At 50.6% G+C, this 23,147-nt stretch carries 22 protein-coding genes and 1 rRNA gene; 11 read left to right on the top strand and 12 right to left on the bottom strand.

Annotation, left to right across the window (positions count from 1 at the left end; translation table 11 throughout):
• Nucleotides 1–103: 103 nt before the first annotated feature.
• The 3 genes from hutH to hutC are packed head-to-tail and all read right to left on the bottom strand — an operon-like array spanning nt 104 to nt 4,047.
• A complete protein-coding gene (gene hutH / locus CLC93_RS14675) occupies nt 104–1,636 on the bottom strand; it encodes a histidine ammonia-lyase (RefSeq protein ID WP_095506739.1) in 1,533 nt (510 codons plus the stop codon).
• Nucleotides 1,636–3,321, bottom strand: coding sequence for a urocanate hydratase (hutU, locus tag CLC93_RS14680; RefSeq protein ID WP_095506740.1), 1,686 nt, complete (start codon nt 3,319–3,321; stop codon nt 1,636–1,638). The genes hutH and hutU overlap by 1 nt, the downstream gene beginning before the upstream one ends.
• 15 nt (nt 3,322–3,336) lie before the next feature.
• Nucleotides 3,337–4,047, bottom strand: coding sequence for a histidine utilization transcriptional repressor HutC (gene hutC, locus CLC93_RS14685; protein WP_095506741.1), 711 nt, complete (start codon nt 4,045–4,047; stop codon nt 3,337–3,339).
• 77 nt (nt 4,048–4,124) lie between these two features.
• On the opposite strand from hutC, the gene hutI reads away from it, so the two are divergent.
• Entirely contained in the window at nt 4,125–5,360 is a 1,236-nt protein-coding gene (gene hutI, locus CLC93_RS14690; protein WP_095506742.1) for an imidazolonepropionase, read from the top strand.
• Here hutI and CLC93_RS14695 read toward each other — a convergent pair.
• The gene (locus CLC93_RS14695) at nt 5,357–5,755 is read right to left on the bottom strand and encodes an acyl-CoA thioesterase (RefSeq protein ID WP_095506743.1); all 399 of its coding nucleotides are present in this window, start codon (nt 5,753–5,755) and stop codon (nt 5,357–5,359) included. The genes hutI and CLC93_RS14695 overlap by 4 nt on opposite strands.
• Nucleotides 5,756–5,935: 180 nt before the next feature.
• On the opposite strand from CLC93_RS14695, the gene CLC93_RS14700 reads away from it, so the two are divergent.
• The 4 genes from CLC93_RS14700 to CLC93_RS14715 all read left to right on the top strand — a co-directional run bounded on the left by CLC93_RS14700 (nt 5,936) and on the right by CLC93_RS14715 (nt 10,108).
• Nucleotides 5,936–7,405: an alpha/beta hydrolase gene (locus CLC93_RS14700; RefSeq protein WP_095506744.1), complete on the top strand. Its 1,470-nt coding sequence runs from the start codon at nt 5,936–5,938 to the stop codon at nt 7,403–7,405.
• Nucleotides 7,392–8,126: an ABC transporter ATP-binding protein gene (locus CLC93_RS14705; protein ID WP_095506745.1), complete on the top strand. Its 735-nt coding sequence runs from the start codon at nt 7,392–7,394 to the stop codon at nt 8,124–8,126. Before CLC93_RS14700 ends, CLC93_RS14705 begins: the two co-directional genes overlap by 14 nt.
• Nucleotides 8,123–9,256, top strand: a complete 1,134-nt coding sequence (locus CLC93_RS14710; protein WP_095506746.1) for an ABC transporter permease — start codon at nt 8,123–8,125, stop codon at nt 9,254–9,256. Before CLC93_RS14705 ends, CLC93_RS14710 begins: the two co-directional genes overlap by 4 nt.
• A gap of 102 nt (nt 9,257–9,358) precedes the next feature.
• Nucleotides 9,359–10,108, top strand: coding sequence for a hypothetical protein (locus CLC93_RS14715; RefSeq protein WP_095506747.1), 750 nt, complete (start codon nt 9,359–9,361; stop codon nt 10,106–10,108).
• A gap of 7 nt (nt 10,109–10,115) precedes the next feature.
• Here CLC93_RS14715 and CLC93_RS14720 read toward each other — a convergent pair whose 3' ends face one another.
• The 5 genes from CLC93_RS14720 to CLC93_RS14740 form a co-directional block, all read right to left on the bottom strand.
• Nucleotides 10,116–11,219, bottom strand: coding sequence for a PQQ-dependent sugar dehydrogenase (locus CLC93_RS14720; protein ID WP_095506748.1), 1,104 nt, complete (start codon nt 11,217–11,219; stop codon nt 10,116–10,118).
• A 145-nt stretch (nt 11,220–11,364) separates the two neighbouring features.
• Nucleotides 11,365–12,309, bottom strand: coding sequence for a cytochrome c nitrite reductase subunit NrfD (gene nrfD, locus CLC93_RS14725; RefSeq protein ID WP_095506749.1), 945 nt, complete (start codon nt 12,307–12,309; stop codon nt 11,365–11,367).
• A complete protein-coding gene (locus CLC93_RS14730; protein ID WP_095506750.1) occupies nt 12,306–12,983 on the bottom strand; it encodes a 4Fe-4S dicluster domain-containing protein in 678 nt (225 codons plus the stop codon). Before CLC93_RS14730 ends, nrfD begins: the two co-directional genes overlap by 4 nt.
• Nucleotides 12,973–13,458, bottom strand: coding sequence for a nitrite reductase (locus CLC93_RS14735; RefSeq protein ID WP_141237407.1), 486 nt, complete (start codon nt 13,456–13,458; stop codon nt 12,973–12,975). The genes CLC93_RS14730 and CLC93_RS14735 overlap by 11 nt, the downstream gene beginning before the upstream one ends.
• A 70-nt stretch (nt 13,459–13,528) precedes the next feature.
• Nucleotides 13,529–14,035 carry a hypothetical protein gene (locus CLC93_RS14740; protein ID WP_095506752.1) on the bottom strand — a complete coding sequence of 169 codons (507 nt, stop codon included), beginning with the start codon at nt 14,033–14,035 and terminating at the stop codon, nt 13,529–13,531.
• 424 nt (nt 14,036–14,459) lie between these two features.
• Between CLC93_RS14740 and CLC93_RS14745 the strand changes: the two genes are divergently transcribed.
• The 5 genes from CLC93_RS14745 (at nt 14,460) to CLC93_RS14765 (ending at nt 19,969) form a co-directional block, all read left to right on the top strand.
• Nucleotides 14,460–15,368 (top strand): LysR family transcriptional regulator, encoded by a 909-nt coding sequence (locus CLC93_RS14745; protein WP_141237408.1) that lies wholly within the window; start codon nt 14,460–14,462, stop codon nt 15,366–15,368.
• A gap of 134 nt (nt 15,369–15,502) precedes the next feature.
• Entirely contained in the window at nt 15,503–16,450 is a 948-nt protein-coding gene (locus CLC93_RS14750; protein ID WP_169903049.1) for a LysR family transcriptional regulator, read from the top strand.
• A 142-nt stretch (nt 16,451–16,592) separates the two neighbouring features.
• Nucleotides 16,593–17,552: a LysR family transcriptional regulator gene (locus tag CLC93_RS14755; RefSeq protein WP_095506755.1), complete on the top strand. Its 960-nt coding sequence runs from the start codon at nt 16,593–16,595 to the stop codon at nt 17,550–17,552.
• A gap of 81 nt (nt 17,553–17,633) precedes the next feature.
• Nucleotides 17,634–18,545, top strand: coding sequence for a LysR family transcriptional regulator (locus CLC93_RS14760; RefSeq protein WP_095506756.1), 912 nt, complete (start codon nt 17,634–17,636; stop codon nt 18,543–18,545).
• 92 nt (nt 18,546–18,637) lie between these two features.
• Nucleotides 18,638–19,969 carry a serine hydrolase domain-containing protein gene (locus tag CLC93_RS14765; protein WP_095506757.1) on the top strand — a complete coding sequence of 444 codons (1,332 nt, stop codon included), beginning with the start codon at nt 18,638–18,640 and terminating at the stop codon, nt 19,967–19,969.
• 61 nt (nt 19,970–20,030) lie between these two features.
• Here CLC93_RS14765 and CLC93_RS14770 read toward each other — a convergent pair whose 3' ends face one another.
• On the bottom strand, nt 20,031–20,675 hold the full coding sequence (locus CLC93_RS14770) for a 3'-5' exonuclease (RefSeq protein WP_095506758.1): 645 nt from the start codon (nt 20,673–20,675) through the stop codon (nt 20,031–20,033).
• A 9-nt stretch (nt 20,676–20,684) separates the two neighbouring features.
• Entirely contained in the window at nt 20,685–21,041 is a 357-nt protein-coding gene (locus CLC93_RS14775; RefSeq protein ID WP_095506759.1) for a YibL family ribosome-associated protein, read from the bottom strand.
• A 293-nt stretch (nt 21,042–21,334) separates the two neighbouring features.
• On the opposite strand from CLC93_RS14775, the gene CLC93_RS14785 reads away from it, so the two are divergent.
• Nucleotides 21,335–22,327: a cytochrome-c peroxidase gene (locus tag CLC93_RS14785; protein WP_095506761.1), complete on the top strand. Its 993-nt coding sequence runs from the start codon at nt 21,335–21,337 to the stop codon at nt 22,325–22,327.
• A 556-nt stretch (nt 22,328–22,883) separates the two neighbouring features.
• Here CLC93_RS14785 and rrf read toward each other — a convergent pair.
• Nucleotides 22,884–22,999: ribosomal RNA gene (rrf, locus tag CLC93_RS14790) — 5S ribosomal RNA — on the bottom strand.
• Nucleotides 23,000–23,147 lie beyond the last annotated feature (148 nt).

Consider the following 23,147-nt stretch of genomic DNA (forward strand, 5'->3'; position numbering starts at 1 on the left):
GGCCCAAATGCAACGAAAGATTTCAGGGAATTTTTCAGGAGTATGGCCTAACCCATGCATTGCATAGTTATGCACGGGTTAGCACCATGGTATTGCACCAGTGTTAGAAGCTGGCGAGCTTGCCTGATGGGATCAGCTGGTTGTAGCTAGCGCTGGCCAACAAAGCTGTTGCCGCATCAATGTCAGGCGCGAAGTAGCGGTCTTTGTCGTAATAGTCCACCAACTCGCGCAGCTGCGCTTTGGCATCAGCAACGGCTGGGCTCGGCTGCAATGGTGCGCGGAAGTCCAACCCTTGTGCGGCCGCCAACAGCTCCACCGCCAACACGCCACGGCTGTTTTGCGCCATGTCGTACAATCGACGAGCGGCAAAGGTTGCCATCGAGACATGGTCTTCTTGGTTGGCCGAGGTCGGTAAGCTATCCACCGAACCTGGGTGGGCTAGGGTTTTGTTTTCCGAAGCCAGTGCCGCGGCGGTTACCTGAGCAATCATGAAGCCCGAGTTGACCCCGCCATTTTCCACCAAGAATGGCGGTAACTTGGACAGGCTGGAGTCAATTAGCAGAGCGATGCGACGCTCGGCTAATGCCCCGATTTCGGCAATTGCCAAAGCTAGGTTATCCGCAGCCATGGCCACAGGCTCGGCGTGGAAGTTACCCCCCGAGATGATGTCGCCTTCTTCAAAGAATACCAGCGGGTTATCGGTGACACCGTTGGATTCAACCGACAAGACTTCGGCCGCTTGTCGAATTTGAGTTAAACAGGCGCCCATCACTTGCGGCTGACAGCGCAGTGAATACGGGTCTTGCACCTTTTCACAATCGATGTGGCTGTCGCAAATCTCTGAGCTCTCTTGCAGCAAATGACGGAAAATCTCAGCGGCATCGATTTGGCCTTGTTGGCCGCGAATGGCATGTACTCGAGCGTCAAAGGGCGCCCGCGAGCCCATAGCCGCTTCAACGCTCATTGCTCCCACTACAGAGCCTGCGGCGTACAAGTCTTCCGCCATAAACAGACCTTGCAGCGCCAATGCGGTCGAAGCCTGGGTGCCGTTAAGTAGCGCTAAACCTTCTTTGGCCGCTAGTTCTATCGGCTCAAGGCCCGCTATTGCCAAACCCTCTTCAGCAGACAGAATTTCACCTTGGTAGCTCACCTCGCCCTCACCCAGCATTGGTAGGCACATGTGCGCCAAAGGTGCGAGATCGCCAGATGCACCCACAGAGCCTTTCTCTGGCACACAAGGGTAGACGCCCGCGTTGAGCAGTTGAATTAAGAACTCGATAACGGATAGGCGAATCCCAGAGAAACCGCGGCTCAAGGCGTTGATTTTCAGCAGCATCATCAAGCGCACGGTGGAGTCTTGCATGTACTCACCGGTGCCAGCCGCATGCGATAGCACAATCGAGCGTTGCAACAGCTTTAAATCTTCGGCGGCGATGCGCGTGTTGGCCAGCAAACCAAAACCGGTGTTAATGCCGTACACCACCTGGTCTTTTTGAATCACTTGCTGCACCATTTCGGCGCTCTTATTAATGCCTTCAATGGCGCTGTCGCACAGACTGAGGTTTAATCCCTGATTATTAACCGCGCGCAGTTGCGACAAGGTCAGCTGACCGGGAACTAGCTTAAGCTCCAACATTAGTTACCCTCCATCATTGGCAGGTCTAGACCCTGCTCTTTGGCACAGTCTTTGGCGATGTCATAGCCAGCGTCAGCATGGCGCATAACTCCAGTGGCTGGGTCGTTCCAAAGCACGCGAGAAATGCGTTGGTGAGCGGCATCGCTGCCGTCACACACAATCACAACACCCGAGTGCTGACTGTAACCCATGCCCACACCGCCACCGTGGTGCAATGATACCCAAGTGGCACCGCCCGCGGTGTTTAGCAGAGCATTCAACAGCGGCCAATCGGACACAGCATCTGAGCCATCAAGCATGGCTTCGGTTTCGCGGTTTGGCGAGGCCACAGAGCCCGAGTCCAAGTGATCACGACCAATCACCACAGGCGCCGACAGCTCGCCATCGGCAACCATTTGGTTAAAGGCCTGCGCAAGGCGCATACGGTCTTTAAGTCCCACCCAACAAATACGTGCTGGCAAGCCTTGGAAAGCGATACGCTCGCGCGCCATGTCCAACCAATTGTGCAGATGTGGGTCGTTCGGAATCAGCTCTTTGACCTTGGCGTCGGTTTTGTAAATGTCTTCGGGATCGCCAGAGAGTGCCGCCCATCGGAAAGGACCAATGCCTTCACAGAACAATGGACGAATGTAAGCAGGTACAAAACCAGGGAAATCAAAGGCGTTGGTAACACCCTCGTCAAACGCCATCTGGCGAATGTTGTTGCCGTAATCCGTAGTAGCCGCGCCAGCCGCTTGCAAGTCCAGCATGGCTTGCACTTGCTTGGCCATCGACTGCTTGGCCGCTTTTACTACTGCTGCTTCGTCTTTTAGACGCATCTCAGCAGCCTGCTCTAAGGTCCAACCTTCTGGCAAATAGCCATTTAGCGGGTCGTGAGCCGAGGTTTGGTCGGTCACTACATCTGGCACAATGCCACGCTCCACTAGCTGAGGGTAAATTTCCGCAGCGTTGCCCAACAAGCCCACAGATACCGGTTTGCCGGTGTTATTGGCTTCATCAATGATGGCCAGCGCTTCGTCTAAGCTGTGTGCCTTAACGTCCACATATCGGGTGCGTAGGCGAAAATCGATTCGAGTTTCATCGCACTCAACCGCCAAACAGCTAAAGCCGGCCATAGTCGCCGCCAGAGGCTGAGCACCACCCATGCCACCTAGACCACCGGTTAAGATCCAGCGTCCTTTAGCTTCACCGCCAAAGTGTTTCTTAGCCATGGCCACAAAGGTTTCGTAGGTGCCCTGGACAATGCCCTGCGAGCCGATGTAAATCCAAGAGCCTGCGGTCATTTGACCGTACATGGCCAGACCCGCTTTATCCAACTTGTTAAAGTGCTCCCAGTTAGCCCAAGACGGCACCAAGTTAGAGTTGGCAATCAGCACGCGTGGCGCATCGGCGTGGGTCTGAAATACGCCCACCGGCTTACCGCTTTGAACCAGTAAGGTCTGGTTATCTTCTAGTCGCTTAAGTACCTCAACAATCTTGTCGTAGCTGGCCCAGTCGCGCGCGGCGCGGCCAATTCCGCCGTAGACCACCAGCTCTTCTGGTCGCTCGGCCACTTCTGGGTCGAGGTTGTTCATCAACATGCGCATCGGGGCTTCGGTCAACCAAGACTTACAGTTGAGCTTGGTTCCGGTTGGGGCTTTGATGACCCGTGAGGTATCCAGACGCGGATTTGAACTATCAGTCATACAACTTCTCCGTGCTTATGATTCGTGTAATGGCAGTTGTCCCCCCAGTCGATAGCGACTGCCGGGATGGGTTAGCAGGGCAAAACTCACCACACCTTGTGAGCTCCAGGTGCGGCGGCTAATTTGTAAACAAGGCTCGCCCAGCGCAATTTGTAAGCGCTCGGCGATGGCTTGGTCAGCCGCGATAGCTTCTATAGTGTGGGTGGCTTGGGTCAGCGGGGCGTGACGCGACAAATATTCATGGGGGGTTAGCGACTCAAAGCTTTGCTTGAGATAGTCTGGCACCAACTCTGGGTTTACAAAGCGCTGCTCTAGCTGAATCGGGTAACCGTCTTCGCAGTGCACTAATTCGCTATAGGCCAGTTGGGTATCATTTGGCACGCCTAGAGCAACCGCCAGTTTGGCTTGAGCCAATCGGGGTTCAACGCAAATCGGCTGTACCGAGTAGCCATGGCCGCGCTCTTTAATTTCATCGGCTATATTGCGAATGGCCAACATGCTCGACTGGCTTTTTAGCTCGGCGACAAAGGTACCCAAGCCTTGCGAGCGCATCAAAACACCCTGCTCACAGAGCTCGGTTAAGGCGCGTCTGGCCGTCATTCGGCTGCAGCTAAACTGTTGAGCTAGCTGATTTTCTGAAGCCACTTGCGAGTATTCAGGCCACTCGCCAGCTTCGATACGCTGGCAAATGTATTGCTTAATCTCGACAAATTTAGGTACTGGCATCACATTCCACCACTTTTTTGTTATGCTGGGCAGAGTAACTTGTATATACAACCAAATTCAAGCAGGGAACACAAAAAATGAACTGGCAGCATTTGTGGATCGACGTCAATCTGGCTTGCATGACCGAGCAAGCCGACCAGCCTTATGGCGTCATTGAAGACGGCGCGGTGGCCATCGAAGACGGTAAAATTGCTTGGGTAGGCAAACGCTCTGAACTGCCAGAATTTGATCAGCACAAGGTTGCCATTCATCGCGGCAATAGCGGCTGGATGACCCCAGGACTTATTGATTGCCACACTCATCTTGTATTCGGTGGTGATAGAGCCAAAGAGTTTGAGCAACGCTTACAAGGGGTGAGTTACGAGACCATTGCCAAGCAAGGTGGCGGCATTCGCTCCACCGTTGCTGCGACCCGCGCCGCCGATGAACAAACCTTGTTTGATAGTGGTCGCAAGCGTCTTAATGCGCTAATGCGCGAAGGGGTCACTCAGGTCGAGATAAAGTCCGGCTATGGCCTGGATCTCGAAAACGAGGTAAAGCAACTGCAAGTCGCCCGCTATTTAGGCGAGGTACACCCAATCGGGGTTAGCACCACCTGTTTGGCCGCTCACGCCCTGCCGCCAGAATACGCCGACCAACCCGATGCCTACGTGAATTTGGTTTGCGACAGCATTCTTCCCAAAGTGAGCGAGCTGGATTTAGCCGACGCGGTCGATGTGTTTTGCGAAGGCATCGGCTTTGACTTAAGCCAAAGCGAAAAAGTACTTAGAAAAGCGGTGGAGTTAGGGCTTAAGCCCAAGATGCACGCCGAGCAGCTGTCCAACTTAGGCGGTAGCGCGCTGGCCGCAGAGCTGGGTGCACTGTCAGTGGATCACATAGAGTTTTTGGACGAGAACGGTGTGAAGGCCTTGGCTAAATCCGGCACAGTGGCTGTGTTATTACCCGGTGCCTTTTACTTTTTGCGAGAAACTCAGTTACCGCCACTGGACGCCCTGCGCGAGCACGGCGTGCCGATGGCAATCGCCAGTGATTTCAATCCCGGCAGCAGCCCTATCTGCTCACTCAAGCTGATGCTCAATATGGCCTGCACTCTGTTTAGTATGACCCCAGAAGAAGCCTTAGCTGGAGTGACTCGCCACGCCGCGAAAGCGTTAGGGCTGGAGCAACAAATGGGGCAAATCAAGGCAGGAATGCAAGCCGATTTGGCGCTTTGGGACATACAGCACCCGAGCGAGCTGAGTTACAGCTATGGCGTCAATCCGCTGCAGGCGCTGATGATTCAAGGTAAGTTACAGCAAATCAGCGCGACTTAAGCGGTTAGTTCCGCAAGCTTGGCTCGAATTGCCTCAGGAATGGGGCAACTCTTGTTGGCTTGGTAGTCATAGTGAACCATTTGGGTCACTTGTTGCGCGAATTGACGGTCGCCTTGGTACAGGTCTTGGGTGACCTCAAACGATGCGTTGCCCACTCGACTAATGTGAGTTTCCACTCGAACCTCAGCGCCGTAAAAACTCGGCGCCATTAGCTTCACCTCAAAGCCCGCCACAATCAAATTCCAAGACTCCATTTTCAGTCCTGGATTAAAGATCTCAAAGATAGGCTCGCGAGTGGCTTCGCACCACACAGGGATGACAGTGTTGTTGATGTGCTGCAACCCATCGGTTTCGCAAAATCTTGGGGTAATGGTTTCGACTAATCGCCCAGACATCGGCTATTCCTTTGATATTTATTCTAGTTTTTTGAGTAACACTGAAGGCTCAGCTTGCCCAAGTGTAAGCGAAAATGCACACCCTTTGTTAGGGGGGAAGGTTTACATGGTGACTGCCTGTGTCATTATGGGCAAACCCTAATCTACCTGATTTAACACGATTATCGAGGGGCTTCACGGATGAGAGTCAGATTTTCCAGCCTGTTATTACTGCTGGCATTTTTTATTTTACCCGCGAGTGCGCAGACCGAAACACAGACCTGTTACGTTGAAGGACTGTCCGAAAAACTGCAATGCGGTTCGGTCTCTGTGCCGCTAGACCACCAACAGCCAAGCGGCGATCAGATTGATGTTCACTATCTGGTTCTGCCAGCCATTAAACCCATTCCCAACCAAGCCCCGCTACTAGCGATTGCCGGTGGTCCAGGGCAGTCAGCCATTGATAATGCGGCCCTGTTTGACAAGGTGTTCACCAAAGTTCGCCAGACCCGCGACATCTTGCTCATCGACCAAAGAGGCACAGGCCAATCAGCCATGCTGGCTTGCGACGAGTACTCGCTAAGCCAGCAACTGGCGATGGACGACAGCCAAGTCGACCACAGCGTCGAAATCGATAAGTGCTTGCAACAACAGCAATACCCGGTTCGCTGGTTTGATACCGAATCTGGTGTGCGCGACTTTGAATTGGTTCGCCAGGCACTGGGTTATCCAAGCGTGCATTTATACGGAATTTCATACGGCACTCGAGCGGCTCAAGTGTATTTGAAGTTGTTTCCTGACCTGGTAGAAACCACCACCCTAGACGGCGTAGTACCCATGCAGCAGTCTGTGATTGCTATCGGGCAAGCCATTGAGCGCGGCTTCAACATGCTCCTGCAGGATTGCCAGGAAAACGCCAATTGCCACAACACCTATCCAGACTTGGTGCTGCGATTCAACGACTTGCAAGCCCGCTTGGACAAGCAACCAGAAAACCTGACAGTCGCGCATCCACTAACCGCAGAGCCTAGTCCGCTGACTCTGACCAAGGCCAAACTACTTGGTGCTTTGCGTCTGGCCATGTACTCGCCTACGACTCGAGCGCTCATCCCCTATGCAATCGATGCGGCAAGCCGAGATAACTTTCAGCCACTGCTTGGCCTAATTAGCCTATCCTCGGGCGCAGGTGACATGGCTATGGGCATGCACTTATCGGTAATTTGCGCTGAAGATTTTCACCGCATCGACGCCACCCTGCGCGAATCACTGCAAGCCTCTTATATGGGCCGCGAAATGCTGAAGTTGTTTGATGCCGCCTGCCCGATTTGGGATATGCCACCGGCGCCTGAGCAATTCTCTGAGGTGCTGAAAACCGATAAACCCGTTCTTCTGCTGTCGGGGCAAATGGACCCGGCAACTCCGCCGAGCTGGGGAGAGTTGGCTACGGTCGGCCTGACCAATGCCAAGCATTTGGTGTCGCCATACGCCGCCCACGGCGTGGCTATGCAGACCTGTGCCAACCGCCTTATCGCCGATTTTATCAATGCTGGCACCCTTGAGGCGCTTGAGTTGGAGTGTTTTGACAAGGACACTCGTCGCAGCTTTTACCTAAACGCCAATAGCACAGAGCCTCAATCATTTGCAGGGGAGTCGAACAGTGATTCAAATTGATAATCTTTCTAAACGCATTGGCGAGGTTCAAGCTCTAGACCAACTGAGTTTTAGCGCTGAAGACGGTCAAATCACGGGCTTACTTGGCCCCAATGGCGCGGGCAAAACCACTTGCCTGCGGGTCTTGTTCGACTTGCTCAAAGCTGACTCGGGCGCTGCCTTTGTCGATGGGACTCAAGTGGACAAAGAACCCGTTGTCGCCAAGCAAGGACTGGGACTCTTCCCTGACCCCTTTGGGCTTTACGAGCGATTGACCCCGAGAGAGTACATCGAGTACTTCGCTTCGCTAAACGGCATGCCGCGTGCACATGCCAAAGAGGCCACCCAAAAGGTCCTCGACAGCCTCAAGATGACAGATATCGCCGATAGACGTTGCAAAGGCTTTTCCCAAGGCCAACGCATGAAAACCGCGCTTGCCCAGGCGATTGTCCACCAGCCAAAAAACATCATATTGGACGAGCCCACTCGCGGCTTGGACGTAATGAGCACTCGAGTCCTGCGGGGTATCCTGTCGGACTTACGCGCTCAGGGACATTGTGTCTTGTTCTCCAGCCACGTTATGCAGGAAGTGGCGGCCTTGTGCGATCGAGTCATTTTGATGTCAAAAGGCAAAGTGGTGGCTCAGGGTTCGCCGCAAGAGTTAATTGAACTCTCTGGTGAAAACAATTTGGAAGACGCCTTTATCAGGCTGATTGGTAGCGACGAAGGAATTGCCGCATGAGTGCGATTATGACCATTCTTAAAAAAGAACTGCTGGATGCATTTCGCGACAAACGCTCGGTGATGGCCGGCTTGTATTACTCCATTGGTACACCTGTGATCATCAGCCTGCTATTTATGGTGTTGATTGGCAAGGTGACCTCGCCCGACACGCTTTACCTAGACATTCAGCACGGAGAGCGTGCGCCGGATTTAGTCCGCTACTTGACCTCAAACGGCATAGAACACGGTGAAGAAGAGCAACGCAAAGCCATTACGTTGCGCATTGGCGAAAACTACGCGAGCCAGTTAAGCGAAGGCTTAGAAGCTGACGTTTACCTTGAAGCCGACTTTTCTAACAATGAGCTACAACAGTCGATAACGCGCCTTCGCCGCGCGGTTCAAGCCTATGCCGGTGAAATCGGCAGCCTGCGCTTAGTCACTCGTGGCGTGGACCCAAGAGTCATCAAGGTGATTGCTCTGCACGAGCAAGACAGCTCGGCCGCCAAAGCCCGCGGCGGCTTTATTCTGGGCATGGCGATTTTTATCATGATTTACTCTGTGTTCATCTCAGGTATGAACCTGGCCATCGACACCTCCGCTGGTGAACGTGAACGCGACTCGCTAGGACTGTTGCTGAGCCAACCCATCACTCCGATGAGTATTGCTTGGGCCAAAGTAATCTGTGTCACTGTGTTCGCCATGATAGGGCTCGCACTCACCCTGATTTGCTCCAAAATTGCCTACACCTTTGTGCCCTGGGAAGAGCTTGGGTTTAACGTCAATATCGATCAGACTTTGGTTAGCGCCATGCTCATTGTTGGCTTTCCCATCGCATTAATGGCCGCCAGTATGCAGCTGTTTGTGTCTTTTATGGCCAAGACCTTTAAGGAAGCGCAAAGCTATTTGACCATGGTTTTGTTTGTACCCTTAGCGCTTGCCATGACCGCCAACTACGAAATCGCCCCTCACGTGTTGAAATGGCTGCCGGTCTCCGGTCAGCAGCAAGCGCTGATGACTTTGGTTAAGGGACAAGCGCTACCTATGCAAGAACTACTGGTTTCTTCGTCACTTACCACAGCCATCGCGATTGGCCTGACCTTGGCTATCGACCGTTTGCTAAAAAGTGAAAAGGTGGTCTTTGGTCTTTGACGACCGGTCGGTCATTGCCTACTTTTAAAACACCCTCGGCCAGTGTGGCCGAGTCAAACCCAGAGGTGTGTGGTTGGGTTTTACTAACCAAAGGAGTAGGTTATGAACCTCCGTTCCCCTATCAAAAATCTAGCGTGGGCGAGCTTGCTTGCGCTAGTCAGTACCTTTACCTTCGCCAAAGAAGAATCTCTTGCTCGGGTTTACACCATGTACGTGGACTATGCGGATCAGCCCGCTTTTGAGCAAGCCTTCAAGAAGCATGTTAAGTGGCGTAAAGACGCCGGCGACCCATGGACTTGGAATGTGTACCAAGTGGTGGATGGCAAAAGCATTGGTGCTTACTTGGTCCGCAGTGGTAATCACACTTGGGCAGACTTAGACGCAGCAGAAGCCTTTGGCCCTAAAGCCAGCAGTAACTGGCGCAGTGGCCCGAGTCAGTACCTCAAAGGCGTCAATATGATGATGACCTCTACTTGGGGTGATGCCGTCAATTGGCCAGAAGAAAACTTCAATCCGAAGTTCTATCAGATCGTTAAGTACCGAGTCCATATCGGCAAAATGCAGCAGATGCGCGATGCCGCCAAGGACATACACAAAGCGATTGTCGATACCAAGTGGCCGATGAAATACGCCTTTGTGCAGACTGAATCCGGTGGCTCGGGCAACACGGTGCGCTTGGTTTTGCCTTACGAAACTTGGACGGCGATGGAAGCGCCTGAAATGAAGTTCATGGACATGCTGACTAAAGCCTATGGCAAAGAAAAGGCCGAAGCCGTATTGGCCAACTGGATTGGCTCAATCAAGTCTTCGACCAGTTATATGCTGCGAGCTCGTCCGGATATGACGAATTAAGCTCGCCTTATTGGTTATAGCTGATTCGATAAATTACGTTAGCACCGTCGTCAGACACTAACAGCGACCCGTCTGGGGCGACTGCCACATCGGCAGGGCGTCCCCAGGCTTCTTCGCCCTGCAGCCAGCCCTTGGCAAACACGTTCACTTCGACCACTTCATTGCCTTTCAGACGCACCTCGCGCACTCGATAGCCTACTTTGGACGAGCGATTCCAAGAGCCGTGCTCGGCCACAAACACGCTTCGCTGGTAGTCTGCAGGGAATTGCTCACCGGTATAGAAAGTCATTCCGAGCGGGGCAACGTGGGCGCCCATTCTAACTTTTGGAAAGACATAGTCCTCCGCCTTGCGATTGGCGCCAAACTCAGGGTCGACCACATCCCCAGCGTGAAAATAGGGGTAACCAAAGTGCTGTCCAATTTCAGCGAGATGATTCAGTTCGCAATCGGGAATATCATCGCCCATGTGGTCACGACCGTTGTCGGTAAACCAAAGATCACCGGACTCTGGGTCAAAATCGAAACCCACGCTATTGCGCACGCCCAAAGCGACATCTTCGGCTTTGCCAGTTTTTACATCTAAGCGCAGAATTTTACTGTACTCGGGTCCCGCATCGCAGATGTTACACGGCGCACCCACAGGAATATAAAGACGACCTTTCTCGTCAAAGCGCAGATACTTCCAGCCATGGTGTAGGTCTTCCGGCAAGTCGTCATAAATCACGGTTGGCTCTGGAATGCTTGGCCAGTTCTTTTCGATGTTTGAATACTTCAGAATCTTGCTGATATCGGCTACGTACAGGTCGCCTTGGTAGAAGGCGATACCCGATGGCATGGTCAGCCCCTTATCCACGACAGTGACCTGACGCGGTACTCTCATGTCGACACCGGCCAGACCACCGCCGGTAACTGCATACACTTTGCCGGCGCGACGACTGCCAACAAACAGCATACCTTTGTCGCCAAACGCCATTTGACGAGCGTTCTCAATGTCGTCGACAAAGACTTCGATGTTAAACCCTACAGGCAGCTCGATATCTTGCAGCGCTAGCGTGTTCGCCATTGCTGGAGTCAGCGCAAACACGCCAGCAGCTAAAAGCCATTTCTTCATTGAAAATCCCTGTGTTCCAAATTACAGATTCCAGCTTAGACGGCTTAATCAAGAGATACAATTCCAACGAGACCAATGAGTTGCTAAAAAAATGCCACCTGTGGAGGTGGCATTCGACCTAAAGAAGTGGCCAAGGCTTAGCCGACTAGGCTACTGTCATCTGTCCTGCATAAAGTACGAAATGGCGCAGCAACAAAACCCCTAGCAGACTGAAACTGGCGGTCATGGCTACGTATCTAACCGTGCGTTTCGCGGTTGCGCCCATAATCAGGTTGGCGAACAAAGGTAGCACCATACCCAGAGAAACAATGCCCACCCAGAACACCACTCCCCAAAAGCCAGGGCCTAAGGCTTGCATTGCTGCGACTTCACTGCGTCCACCTGAGAGAATGAGTCCACTAAAGAAGGTAAATAACATTACAATCTCAAGCAGTATCAGTGGAATTTCAATGCCGTGAATAAAGCGTACTTCGGCGGCGTCGGGTTGGCCTTTGAGCCATATGCCACCAAGTAGCACAGCGGCGGCACCTGAGGACAGTCCTGAAATTAAGAACAATAACGGCAGCACTGGATTGCTCAGCATTGGATAGCCAACTAAGGCCGATAATAAGAAGCCTGTGTATGCCCCTAAAGACACAGCCAGAATAACCAAGACTCCGGTATAAGCCGCCTCGAAGCGCCACAGACGCTCGAGCCAAGGCTGTAGTTTAGGCGCGCGTTGCTCTACCCATTCCATAATCGGCTGTTGAAACGCACAGCCCAACCACAGAAATAGCACCAGTTGATAGACCATGAGTACCAAGACGCCCATGGACATTACCGATCTCGGATTGTAGAAAACCAGGATCTTCCAAAACTCCAGAGGTTTGGTCAGGTCGACGACTAAAATCCCCAGCCCTAAAAATATCGAGATGGGCGCAATAATCGCAGCGGCTTGAAAATAAGGCGAGCGATAGGCCGCCCATCCTAACTTGATGTGCTTTAGAAAGATGGCAAAAGTCACCGCGCCCGCAGAAACTCCCGCGAGAAACAAGTACCAGGCAATCGGCCAATGCCACACCAATGAATCAAAATGGAGTGCTTCACTCATAGTCGTATCTCCCCTGGTTTTGCGCTGACGCGAAACACTTTAGGACGCGTGCCCAACGATTCTTTGTCGCGGTAAGTTGGCGTTACTTTCAGCCTTTGCACTAATGTGCTGTGTGGGTCGTTAAGATCGCCAAACACCAGCGCTTTGGTAGGACAAGCGTCAACACAAGCCGGCTGGAGTCCTTTCTCCAAACGCGACTTTTGGCAAAAATCACACTTGTCGACGGCTTTGGTCTGCGGGTCTACATAGCGCACCTGATAAGGACAAGCGGCAATACAGTACTGACACCCAACGCATTTGAACTCATCGACAGCAACGATTCCGGTATTTGGGTCTCGATAGGCGGCGCCTGTGGGGCACACTCTGACACAAGGGGCGTTTTCACAGTGTTGACAACTGACCCGCTCAAACCGATAGAAAGGCGCATCCCCACTGCCATATGGGCCGGTTCGGCGAATGCTCAGCCGAGACACAGATTGAGGTACCTGGTTGGTCTCGCGGCAGGCTTGTGAACAAGCATCACAACCTATGCACTGACTCTCGTCATGGAGTAAAGCTAGGCTGCGGCCTTGAATCTGTTGTCTGGTTAGCGAGCTGCCGGCCAGCGGCGCTACCGCGGTAAAAGCCGCAAGTGCACACCCTCCAACAAGAAAATTTCGACGACTATTGCGCATCTTGCTCTCCTTTTGGTGCTTGGTGACACTCTACGCACAGTTGGGTGATGGCTTCTGGTGACATAGTTACCACTGGATCTTGTTCGGGATGAAGCAGGTGGCAGGCACTGCAACTCAATCGGTTTTGATGAACATCATGGGTCCAGTGGCCTCTTTGAAGCTTCTCGGATTCGTGGCACTTCATACAAGGCTTGGTCTGTTCAACTTTGTCGATTTCTGCCTGTTGGCCAAAGTCAATCAGCGCTGACTCGCCTCTGGGGTGCTTGCCTTTGGCGCCGTGACAGTCTTGGCAATGAAGGTCAAGACCCTCCGCGCCATGTAGCCCCAGCATTTGGCCGTTCTTACGATGGCATTTAAGGCAACTGGAGCTATCATTCGCCTCGGCCAACACAGGCAAGCAAAGTAAGACGACTAATACCGCTGTGAGAAACTGTTTTAACCCCAACAGTAACGGGTGAAAAAATTGTGGATACATAATGGCTCTCCGATCCATTGACTGCTGTTCACACAATGGAGCCAGAGCGAACTCTGGCTCGTTTTAGGACTTAGGCGGTTAACAGATTTTTCCAGCCAGTCGATTCGTAAGATTGGTCCGTGCGCAACTTCACCAATTTGGCACCAATAGAGTTAAGTGCTGTACTCATGAATTTGGCGTATCGAGCAGGCTGCTTGGAGACATCCGTCAGCGCCATCTTCACTTCTGAGGTGTGGTTGTCGATAACCACAAAGTCCAGCTTGCATTTGCGCAACTCGCGGTGCATTTCTTCGTCGTCCTTACTGGTTTCTGCAAGGTCCACGATTTGGTCTAAATCCGTGTGATAGAGAACTGAATACCTTTGATTTTCGAGAGATTCGATATCGCGAATAAGATTCAGGTCTCGTGCAGCGAACTGGTGAGGTGCAACAGCAACTTTGAGCTCTTTATTCGACGTTATACTGTTCTTGAAAAACTTAATGCAGGTCCATACAAAAGACACTACCAATAGAGGAACAATTAAAAACCACACCATCCAAAGGAAGCCATAACTAAATAAAACTTGAGCGATTGACATAATAAACCCCTTATTACTATTAATTTACCTCGCAATTATTTTTTACAACTAAATCAAGTAACACCACAAGCAAGCAATAATGATCCAAATCAATAATTACTCGAACTAACTAGTTATAAGAACAAAAGAACAAATTCCTTGTATATATGCATTATTCAACTTTTGAATTTCTACAAAAACCTCAGATAAAACTGCATAAAATGGAATTCCTTATTGCATAACTAGCAAATTCAAACAAACCAAATAAACACCTGAAATACAGCAGAAACACCGCCCACACTGACTTATTTAAAAGTTAAATTTGCAAAATTTGATTTTAATAATATGCACCAGTGAACTTTATAAATATTCATTGATTTCGACTGTTAGATATATAAGAATCTGAATATTGGCAGGTAGAGATTTATATTTAGGTGGTAAGCTAATGAATAAATCAAAACTAGGACATTTGGAATTACAATGCCTCGCCACCTTTGTTTCATTAGTGGACCATCACTCTGCAACCATCGCCGCCAAAGAGTTAAATATACCTATCGATAAAGTCTCACGACAAATTAACCAATGTAGAAAAGCAATTGGAGACCCATTATTTACTCGAAAACAACACGGATTAGAGCCAAACGCTTGTGCAGTTTCAATCGCACCTATGGCTCGAGAGATTCTGTATCAGGCTAAGAAAATCGAAGAGGTATCGCGCAAGCTTTTGGGGGCTCCCCCACTCTTAGAGCGCTATCACATCGTCACGCCCAACCTCTTACACTTGGCACTAGGATGCGCCTGGACGAAATGCCAGCCTGATTACACTGACTACATATCGCTTGCCTGCTCCGCTTGGTCAAAGGATTCGATGGCTCAACTAGTCAGCGGCGATGCCAGATTTGGACTCTATCTTGACTATGCACCGATCACTTTGGACCAATCCTGCAAAGGGCTGCAAACCATCGAGCTAAAACAATTGCCCAACTTATACCTGTTGGCCCATGAACAACACCCTATATGGAAGTCCGGCAACCTAAGCACAGAGCTTCACCGATACCCCAATTTGGGAGAGCAGCTGGCACTTGGCAACACTTGCACCCAGCCCTGCCTAGAGCGATTAGCGACTTTGGAATCCAATCTTCAAGATGCACAACACTTGTGCTTAGTTCCGATTGTGACACTGAACCTAGTCTGCGAGCTGATGCCTTCGTTGAACGCAGAAACGCTTTCTGTACGACACACAATGAATTATTACCGCCACCGAGCGGTACCCAAGTTGTTTGCTATCGGTCAACCCGAGCAGTTGAAACGATTACAGTCGCCGCTGATAGACACAATTAACTATATGATTTGATGAATTTTATTGATGTGGCACATGGCAAAAACTACGAAGCCCGTGTTTGAATGGAGAGGGCCCTCTTACCAATTTCAGCGCAGTGCATTGCTCCTAGAGGCGATGGGAATACTTTGTAAATCAGGGACGTAATCGTGAATCAAGATCTCGCTAAGCTCGACTATTTTGCACTAAAAACCTTAGTTCTGCTGTATCAGAGCAAGAGCTGCAGCGATGTCGCTGAACAACTGAAAACCTCGCAGCCCAAGGTGAGTCGAGTGTTGAGTCAGTTGCGACAAGCACTGAGAGACGAGTTGTTTGAACGTAGAAAATACGGCTTGGCTCCAAACGATTTTCTGAAGCAACTTATCCCTCAAATTGAGTCGATTCTGCAAGGCTATGAAACGTTAAGCGCTCAGTTGAGTAGCCCGGTAAACAAGCCTGCCCTAAATATCTCAGCGCAAGAGCAAATGGCTCCTTGGCTGCTCAATTCGGTATCCCAAGCGGCACGCGAGCTCAAAATGGAATTTGAGATTAACACTCAACCCTACTCTAGAACTTGCCAAAGCATATTGTCTCAAGGGGTGCTCCACTACACCTTGTCGGTCAACCGAGCACCGAAAGAACTGTATGACAACCTGATCATTCGCGAGCTGAGGCGATTTAGTATTGCCGCTCGAAAAGACCACCCAATCTTTGAGAGTATTCGCTCAGTGGAGGACTTACTTGAATATGGGTTAGTTCTGATTTACCACAGCACCAAGAGCAAACTCAGGCAGCACATTGAAGAGTACGCTCTGTCTAGAGGAATCAGACCTAACATCAAGCTGATGACAGAGAGCCTGAACTTGGCCCTGATGAAAGCGCGCAATAGCGACAACATAGTATTGATTGGTCTTTCAGTGAATCATGATTGCCAGTGCCAACAGTATGGTGAGGGAATTAAATGCATGGACATTTCCGATATCTGGCACGAAAGTAATATTCGTCAAGATCGCATGGAGCGTCGTTTCTTGTATCTTCAGAGCCACGCCAGTAACGATCAAAGGTTAACTCAAACCATAGTCCGTCATCTAAAAGATCCGCACACACCAAAGCACTGATTAGGCGAAGATCTGGGTCAACAAATCAACATTCAACTGTTTACCCCAAGTGCAAATAGTGTCACAGAAATCGCTACTGCAACTTCAAGGGCTAAATAAGCTAGGGGTATAGTGACTCGAGTACAAGCATCAGGGATGAACTATGCGACTGAATCGAGAGTTGTCATCGTTAGACATATCGGTGTTCTTTGTTTTCAAGAAGGTTTTTGAAACGCAAAGCGTGGGTATTGCCGCAAAAGAGTTGGGATTTCAACCCTCTAAGGTGAGTCGCGCATTAGCCGCGCTAAGAGCGGCGCTGGATGACGAGCTGTTTGTACGGCGAAAAGCCGGGCTCACTCCCACACTCACTGCCGCCAATCTTTACGACAACCTGTCACCGGCATTGGCTCAATTCAACACCGCTTTTGACAACATCGATGCTGATACCCACAACACCAAAAAAGTGGCGATACACGTCAGCTCATACTTGATAGCGGCCTTTGCCAATAAACTCAGTCAAACCTGCTGTAATTCGTCGATTAACTCTTCAGACTTCTTGTTACACGAGGTAAACGAGTCTTCGGCGGATCGCTTGCAAAGCGGGGAAGCCGATATCGTCATTTCGCAACAGCCAGTTCACGGCAAAGATATTGAGCACGAACTAATTGGCGAGCAAAAAACCTTGTATGTGATGGCCGCGCCTTCCCACGAAATTTGGCAAGCTGGCGATCCGGGTGATCTAGACAGTCTCGCCAAGTTTCCCTTTATTTACCTATCGAGAGATGGCTTTAACGACCGTATTGACCCGTTTGAATCCTACTGTCGTGAGAACGATATTTTGCTCAGGGAAATATGCAAAGCTAATTCATACGCCGAGTGGATAGCCAATGTCAGCAGCGGCCGTTTTGTGACTTTTGTCGGCTCGCAACAAATCATGCAGCACACGGTAGAGTTTGGTGGCTTCAAAGCGATTGAAATGGCCAAACAAACTGCATCGATACTTCACCAATCGTTAATGATCCCAAGGTTTTACATCAGTTACTCGGCTTCTATGGTGGACACCGGACCCTCGCCTACTCTTGAGTTAGTAAAGAAAGCCTACACGGAACTTGCCGTCAGTTAGTTTCTGATTCGTCTACACCTTGCCCAGCGCCCCATAAGTGGTTAGCGTATATAAAGAAATAAGGTCGAGGTACTTGAGTAAATGATCATTACAACTGAGCGGCTTCAGTATTTATGGGCAGTGGCCGAGTCGGGTTCTTTCTCTGCAGCTGGTCGAAAACTTGGGTATAGTGCGGCCGCGGTGCAACAAGCCATCCAAGCCTTTGAGTTTGACCTAGAAGCGACCCTGTTTGACCGCCAGCCCGGTAAGAAACCTACCTTGACCAAGCTGGGCCAGCATTTATACCTGCAAGCTTTGGAAGTGCTGCCCAAGCTAGAGGGCATGGAAAAGTTCGCCCAAGCCATCAGCGATGGCCAAGAGCCTCAGCTAAGGCTCGCGCTGCATGGCATGACCTTGTTTCCAAAATACCAGCAGGTGTTACTCGAGCTCCAACAAGCGTTCCCCACATTGGACTTGTTACTGTTGGATGCCGATGACGCAGTGCTTTCTTGCGACAAGGCGCGAATTGCCAATCATCCCAGCTCACCTCTGGCTGACATCATTCTTTCGCCTGGACGGCTTCGCAAAGATCACGGCGGCAATGAGAAAATTATCGATAGAATTCAATGGCGAATTGTCGCTGCTAGCAAGCATCCCCTGAGTAAGAGAAGAGGGGTGTTAGGTCAGGAAGATCTAGACCAATACGCTCAACTCTACCCTGTACCCGGCATCATTTTTACCAAAGAACTCACCGAGGGGATCCGCCTCAGTAGCCGTCTCATTCAATACTCGCGCTTTTATCAACTGAAGGAGTTTCTATTGGCTGGGCTTGGCTTTGCGGTGTTTCCAGCGCGTCTGGCACAACCTTATGTCGATAGCGGTGAGTTAAAGTGTCTATCGCTGGATTTTGACGACGGAGAGATCAACTGGGGCGTAGAGCTCGCGTGGGCTCCCAACCTTGGCGCAGCTGGGCGTTGGCTAGTCGACAAGTTAAGTGAGCTACCAAAAGGCTAAAGCATTGCTTTAAGGCGCCAAAGGATCGCAACCTATAGTTTCGGCATAATTAAGTCGTCTCAAATATTCAAATTCATTTAGGAAGCTCGCCCATGAAAAAATCTTTGCTATGCGTCGCCTTGGGTGCTGCTTTGGTTTCGAACCTCGGTCTTGCTACCCCAGCAAGCTCGGCGGTAACCGACAATCCGTATGCCACGGCCCAAGAATTAGAGCTAATGCAGGGCTTTCCTGTCCCTGCAGACAAACAAGTGACCAAAGCCAATGCGCTGCAAACCCCTCCTTTCAACCGTTGGGCTTATCAACACATGCGCATGTTTTACCCAAGCGCAGGTATCCCAGCTGCCGACAAGCCTGTGCCTCTAGACAAGGCTATCGATAGTAAGTTTGCAGCCTCTGTTAAAGTGGCCAATGCCGACGGAGAAATGCGTAGCTTCGATCAATTCATGACCGAAACCTGGGCCGATGCCATTGTTGTCATTAAAGGTGACAAAGTCATCTTTGAAGAGTACCGCAACGGCATGCACTCGAATCAGCCGCACCAAATGATGTCAGTGACTAAGTCGTTTGGCGGCTTGATGGCAATGATGAACATTCACGATGGTCGCTTTAGCGAATCACAAAGGGTTGGGGATATCGTTCCAGAACTCAAAAGCGCAAGCGCGTTTGGCGACGCGACAGTGGGGCAGGTGCTAGATATGACCAACTCCATGGACTTTCGTGAAGACTATGCCGATCCAAGCTCGGGCATTCGAACCTATGGCGCTGTTTTGGGCTGGACTGAAAAACTACAAGGAGTAGATTACCCAACCAATTTGTACGCTTATCTGCAGACGCTGCAAGCACAAAGAGAGCACAAACACGGCGATGTATTCCATTACCAAACGCCAAAAACCGATGTCGTTAACTGGGTCAACAATCGAGTCACCAACCAGTCTTTTCAAGAGGACATGTACAACAAGTTGTGGTCTAAATTGGGGACCGAAGGGGAGACTTATGTGCTACTCGACGACAATGCAACCCTAGTTGCCGGTGGCGGTTTAAATGCCACACCAGCCAATTTGGCCAGATTTGCCACTATGATGCTAAACGATGGTGTCTTTAACGGCGAACAAGTAGTGCCGAAAGCGATTGTGGAGCAACTGGCTGCCGGCGGTGATCGCCAAGCTTTTGCCAACAGCCCGGATGCGTCTGACAACATGCCAGGCAACGAGTGGAGTTATCGCGCTCAATGGTGGGTCAGTCATACCCCAGGTTACGAAGCCTTCACAGCGATTGGTATCCACGGCCAGTGGCTTTACATCGACCGCGAGCGTGATGTTGCGATTGTTAAGGTGTCTTCCGCGCCCGAATCTTTTACTCCGCGTCAGGAACGTTACGACTTAAACGGCCTACGCGCTATCGTTGACTACGTCAGCGCTAACTAACAATCACTGACTCCTAAACATAAAAGCACCGACATCCCTGAACGTCGGTGCTTTTTTATCTTTAAAACTGGGCCAATCGTTGCAGATAGTCTTCGATTTGCCGCTTGGGAACCGTGCTTAGTTTGGATAATTGCTCGAAACTGAGCGTATCCAATTCAGTTCTGCGCTTGATATCACTGAGTAATTCAAGCCATAGATAGGCGGTCATCTGAGCATCGGCGAGCGCTCTGTGAAACACCCCTTCTGTGGGTAATTGCTTGTATTCAACTAAGGTCCCGAGCTTGTGATTCGGGGCGTCTTGAAACACGCGTCTGGAGGTCAGCAGCGAACAACCAAAACTGCCTGAGTAGCTGTGGCCGATGCGCGCAAATTCGGCATCCAAGAACTTGCGATCGAAACTGGCGTTGTGGGCCAACAGATTAAAATCACCAATGAAGTCAGCAAAGCGATGCATCACCTCTTCACATGGCGCCGCGTCGGTGAGCATAGAATTACTGATGCCGGTGTAATCTTCGATGAATCTGGAGATCCGCATTCCAGGGTTCATTAACTCCTGAAACGACTCGACAATCTCACCCTTCACTAGCTTTACCGCACCAATTTCTATGGCTCGATCGCCGCGGTCTGGGGATAAGCCGGTAGTCTCAAAGTCGAGAACGACAATAGTATCAGCGGCAATCTCCACAGGAGTCGGCTCTAACAACATAGGTGGGCCTTAAAACTTCTTAGGTGCATAACCTGTGGCCACTTCAAGCCCAAGCTCGCGTCCTAATGCGGTCATTGGGTGCACAACCACTAAGCCCTTCACTGACTTTTTGAGCTTACCCATGTCGGCTTGCTCTTCCTTAGTCAGTGCGCGATGAAACTTCATTGAAGTGATCGTTTCGCCCTTCGCACTCAGCTGTTTGCTTTGCTTACTTTTGAGGGTATTTATCTTCGCAGTCAGCTTTTTCATTTCCCGCTCAATTTGAGCGATCACATCTAGCTGCTCAGCGCGCTTAGCCGCCGTTAACTTGTGGCGAAACTTATCCAATTGATTATGGGCTTTTTGCAATTCGTCTTTGACGCTCATGGGAAACCTGAGATTAAACATTATGAGGGGGAGTATTGTAGCAGAACCGGCGCAAGATACTGGAACTCTAGTGGCTACTAAGCAGATAGATAGTGGAGGAACAGTACTTCGAATTGTAAGTTACTTTTACCATATCTTGAGATTTTTTGCCGTGATTAAACTCACAACCAAGCTATCTAAAAAACAAATAAACATAATAGATTCATTAGGTTATGCCAATCCTGTTTTTCTCTTTAGACTAACGCCAGAATAACAACCCCACTGATTATCCGTGTATTTAATCGAGGACACCTATGACACAACTCCGCGTTATCACCCTGGCTATCTCCGCATGTCTAACGAGCTCATTTGCCTTGGCCAAAGAACCGATTCAAGTAATTGAGCCAGTGAAGATCACCGAGCCAGAGAAAGTAGAGCTTGGCAAAATGCTGTTCTTTGAGCCGCGATTATCCAAGTCCGGATTTATCTCCTGTAACTCCTGTCACAACCTGTCTCTCGGCGGAGTAGATGCATTAACAACCTCGATTGGTCACGAATGGCAGGAAGGTCCAATTAACTCGCCAACCGTATTGAATGCTGACTACCAACTGGCTCAGTTTTGGGATGGCCGCGCGAAGGACCTAAAAGAACAAGCCGCAGGGCCTATCGCCAACCCTAAGGAGATGGGCTTCACCCACGAGTTAGCGGTAGCGACTGTGGCTTCTATGCCAGCGTACCAGGCTCGCTTTGAAGCAATCTACGGTAAGGATAGTGTCAACATAGACAATATCACTGACGCCATTGCTGAATTTGAGAAGACGTTAGTAACCCCCAACAGTCCTTTCGACTTGTACCTGAAAGGCGATAAAGATGCGATTAGTGCCAGCGCCAAGAGTGGTTACCAGCTATTCAAAGATAAAGGCTGCGCGACCTGTCACAACGGCCCTGCAGTCGGTGGCACCATGTATATGAAGATGGGTCTAATAAATCCGTTCCACACCGATAACCCTGCCGAAGGACGAATCGCAGTGACCGGTAACGAAGCGGATAGAAACGTATTTAAAGTACCGACGCTTCGCAATATTGAACTCACCTACCCCTACTTCCACGACGGCCAAACCTGGACGCTCGAAGAAGCGGTAAACACCATGGCCGACATCCAACTCGCTAAGTCCCTCACCGAAGAGCAAACCGCCGACATGGTCGAGTTCCTCAAATCCTTAACCGGCGAACAACCGCAGATCACGCTACCCATTCTGCCACCATCAAACGCCAACACCCCGCGCCCAGTCCCCTTCGCCAAATAAGCGAAACCAAAGAAAGCGGCCCAAGGGCTGCTTTTTCTTTGTCTGTTTACCAATGCAAGACTACTCTCAAATAAAGAACCCACCACTCCTCTATACGAGTAGGGATTAGGGATTAGCGATTAGCGATTAGCGATTAGCGATTAGCGATTAGCGATTAGCGATTAGCGTCTCTAGTATAAGCTCGAAGAGACCTCACATGGGGGTGACAAATTCGTCGGGAACGAATTTGAACGCACTTTAGTGCGGCCCGTAGGGTGACCTACAAGGAAGTAGGTCATAAGAGGACCGACGCGCTAGTAGCGGCTTTGCAGTTAGCAACGGGCAGGTTCATCTTTCCCTGCGAGGAGCCTGGCGGTGTCCAGGCCTTCGCAGAGCTCAGGCCGTTACGCCGGCGAAGGCCAAACTCTTGGCCTTCTTATTCCCGGCTCCACCCTACTATCACATGGGTCGAACTCGCTTCGCTCGGCTCTTTATTTCCCCATGTGAGAGCACATCATCAAACATCCAATAACGAAAAAGGGCCTCCCTTTCGGGAAGCCCTTTTTCATTATTAGAAGCCTGGCGGTGACCTACTCTCACATGGGGAAACCCCACACTACCATCGGCGCTATTGCGTTTCACTGCTGAGTTCGGAATGGGATCAGGTGGGTCCACAATGCTATGGCCGCCAAGCAAATTTGGTGTGTTCTAAATCAATTCGAAAAAGCTGATAAGTTCAAGCAAATCATTGCCCATATCAAACCCATCTGGGTTGTATGGTTAAGCCGCACGGGTCATTAGTACAGGTTAGCTCAACGCCTCACAACGCTTACACACCCTG

The sequence above is a fragment of the Paraferrimonas sedimenticola genome, from assembly GCF_002282855.1.
Taxonomy (GTDB): domain Bacteria; phylum Pseudomonadota; class Gammaproteobacteria; order Enterobacterales; family Shewanellaceae; genus Paraferrimonas; species Paraferrimonas sedimenticola.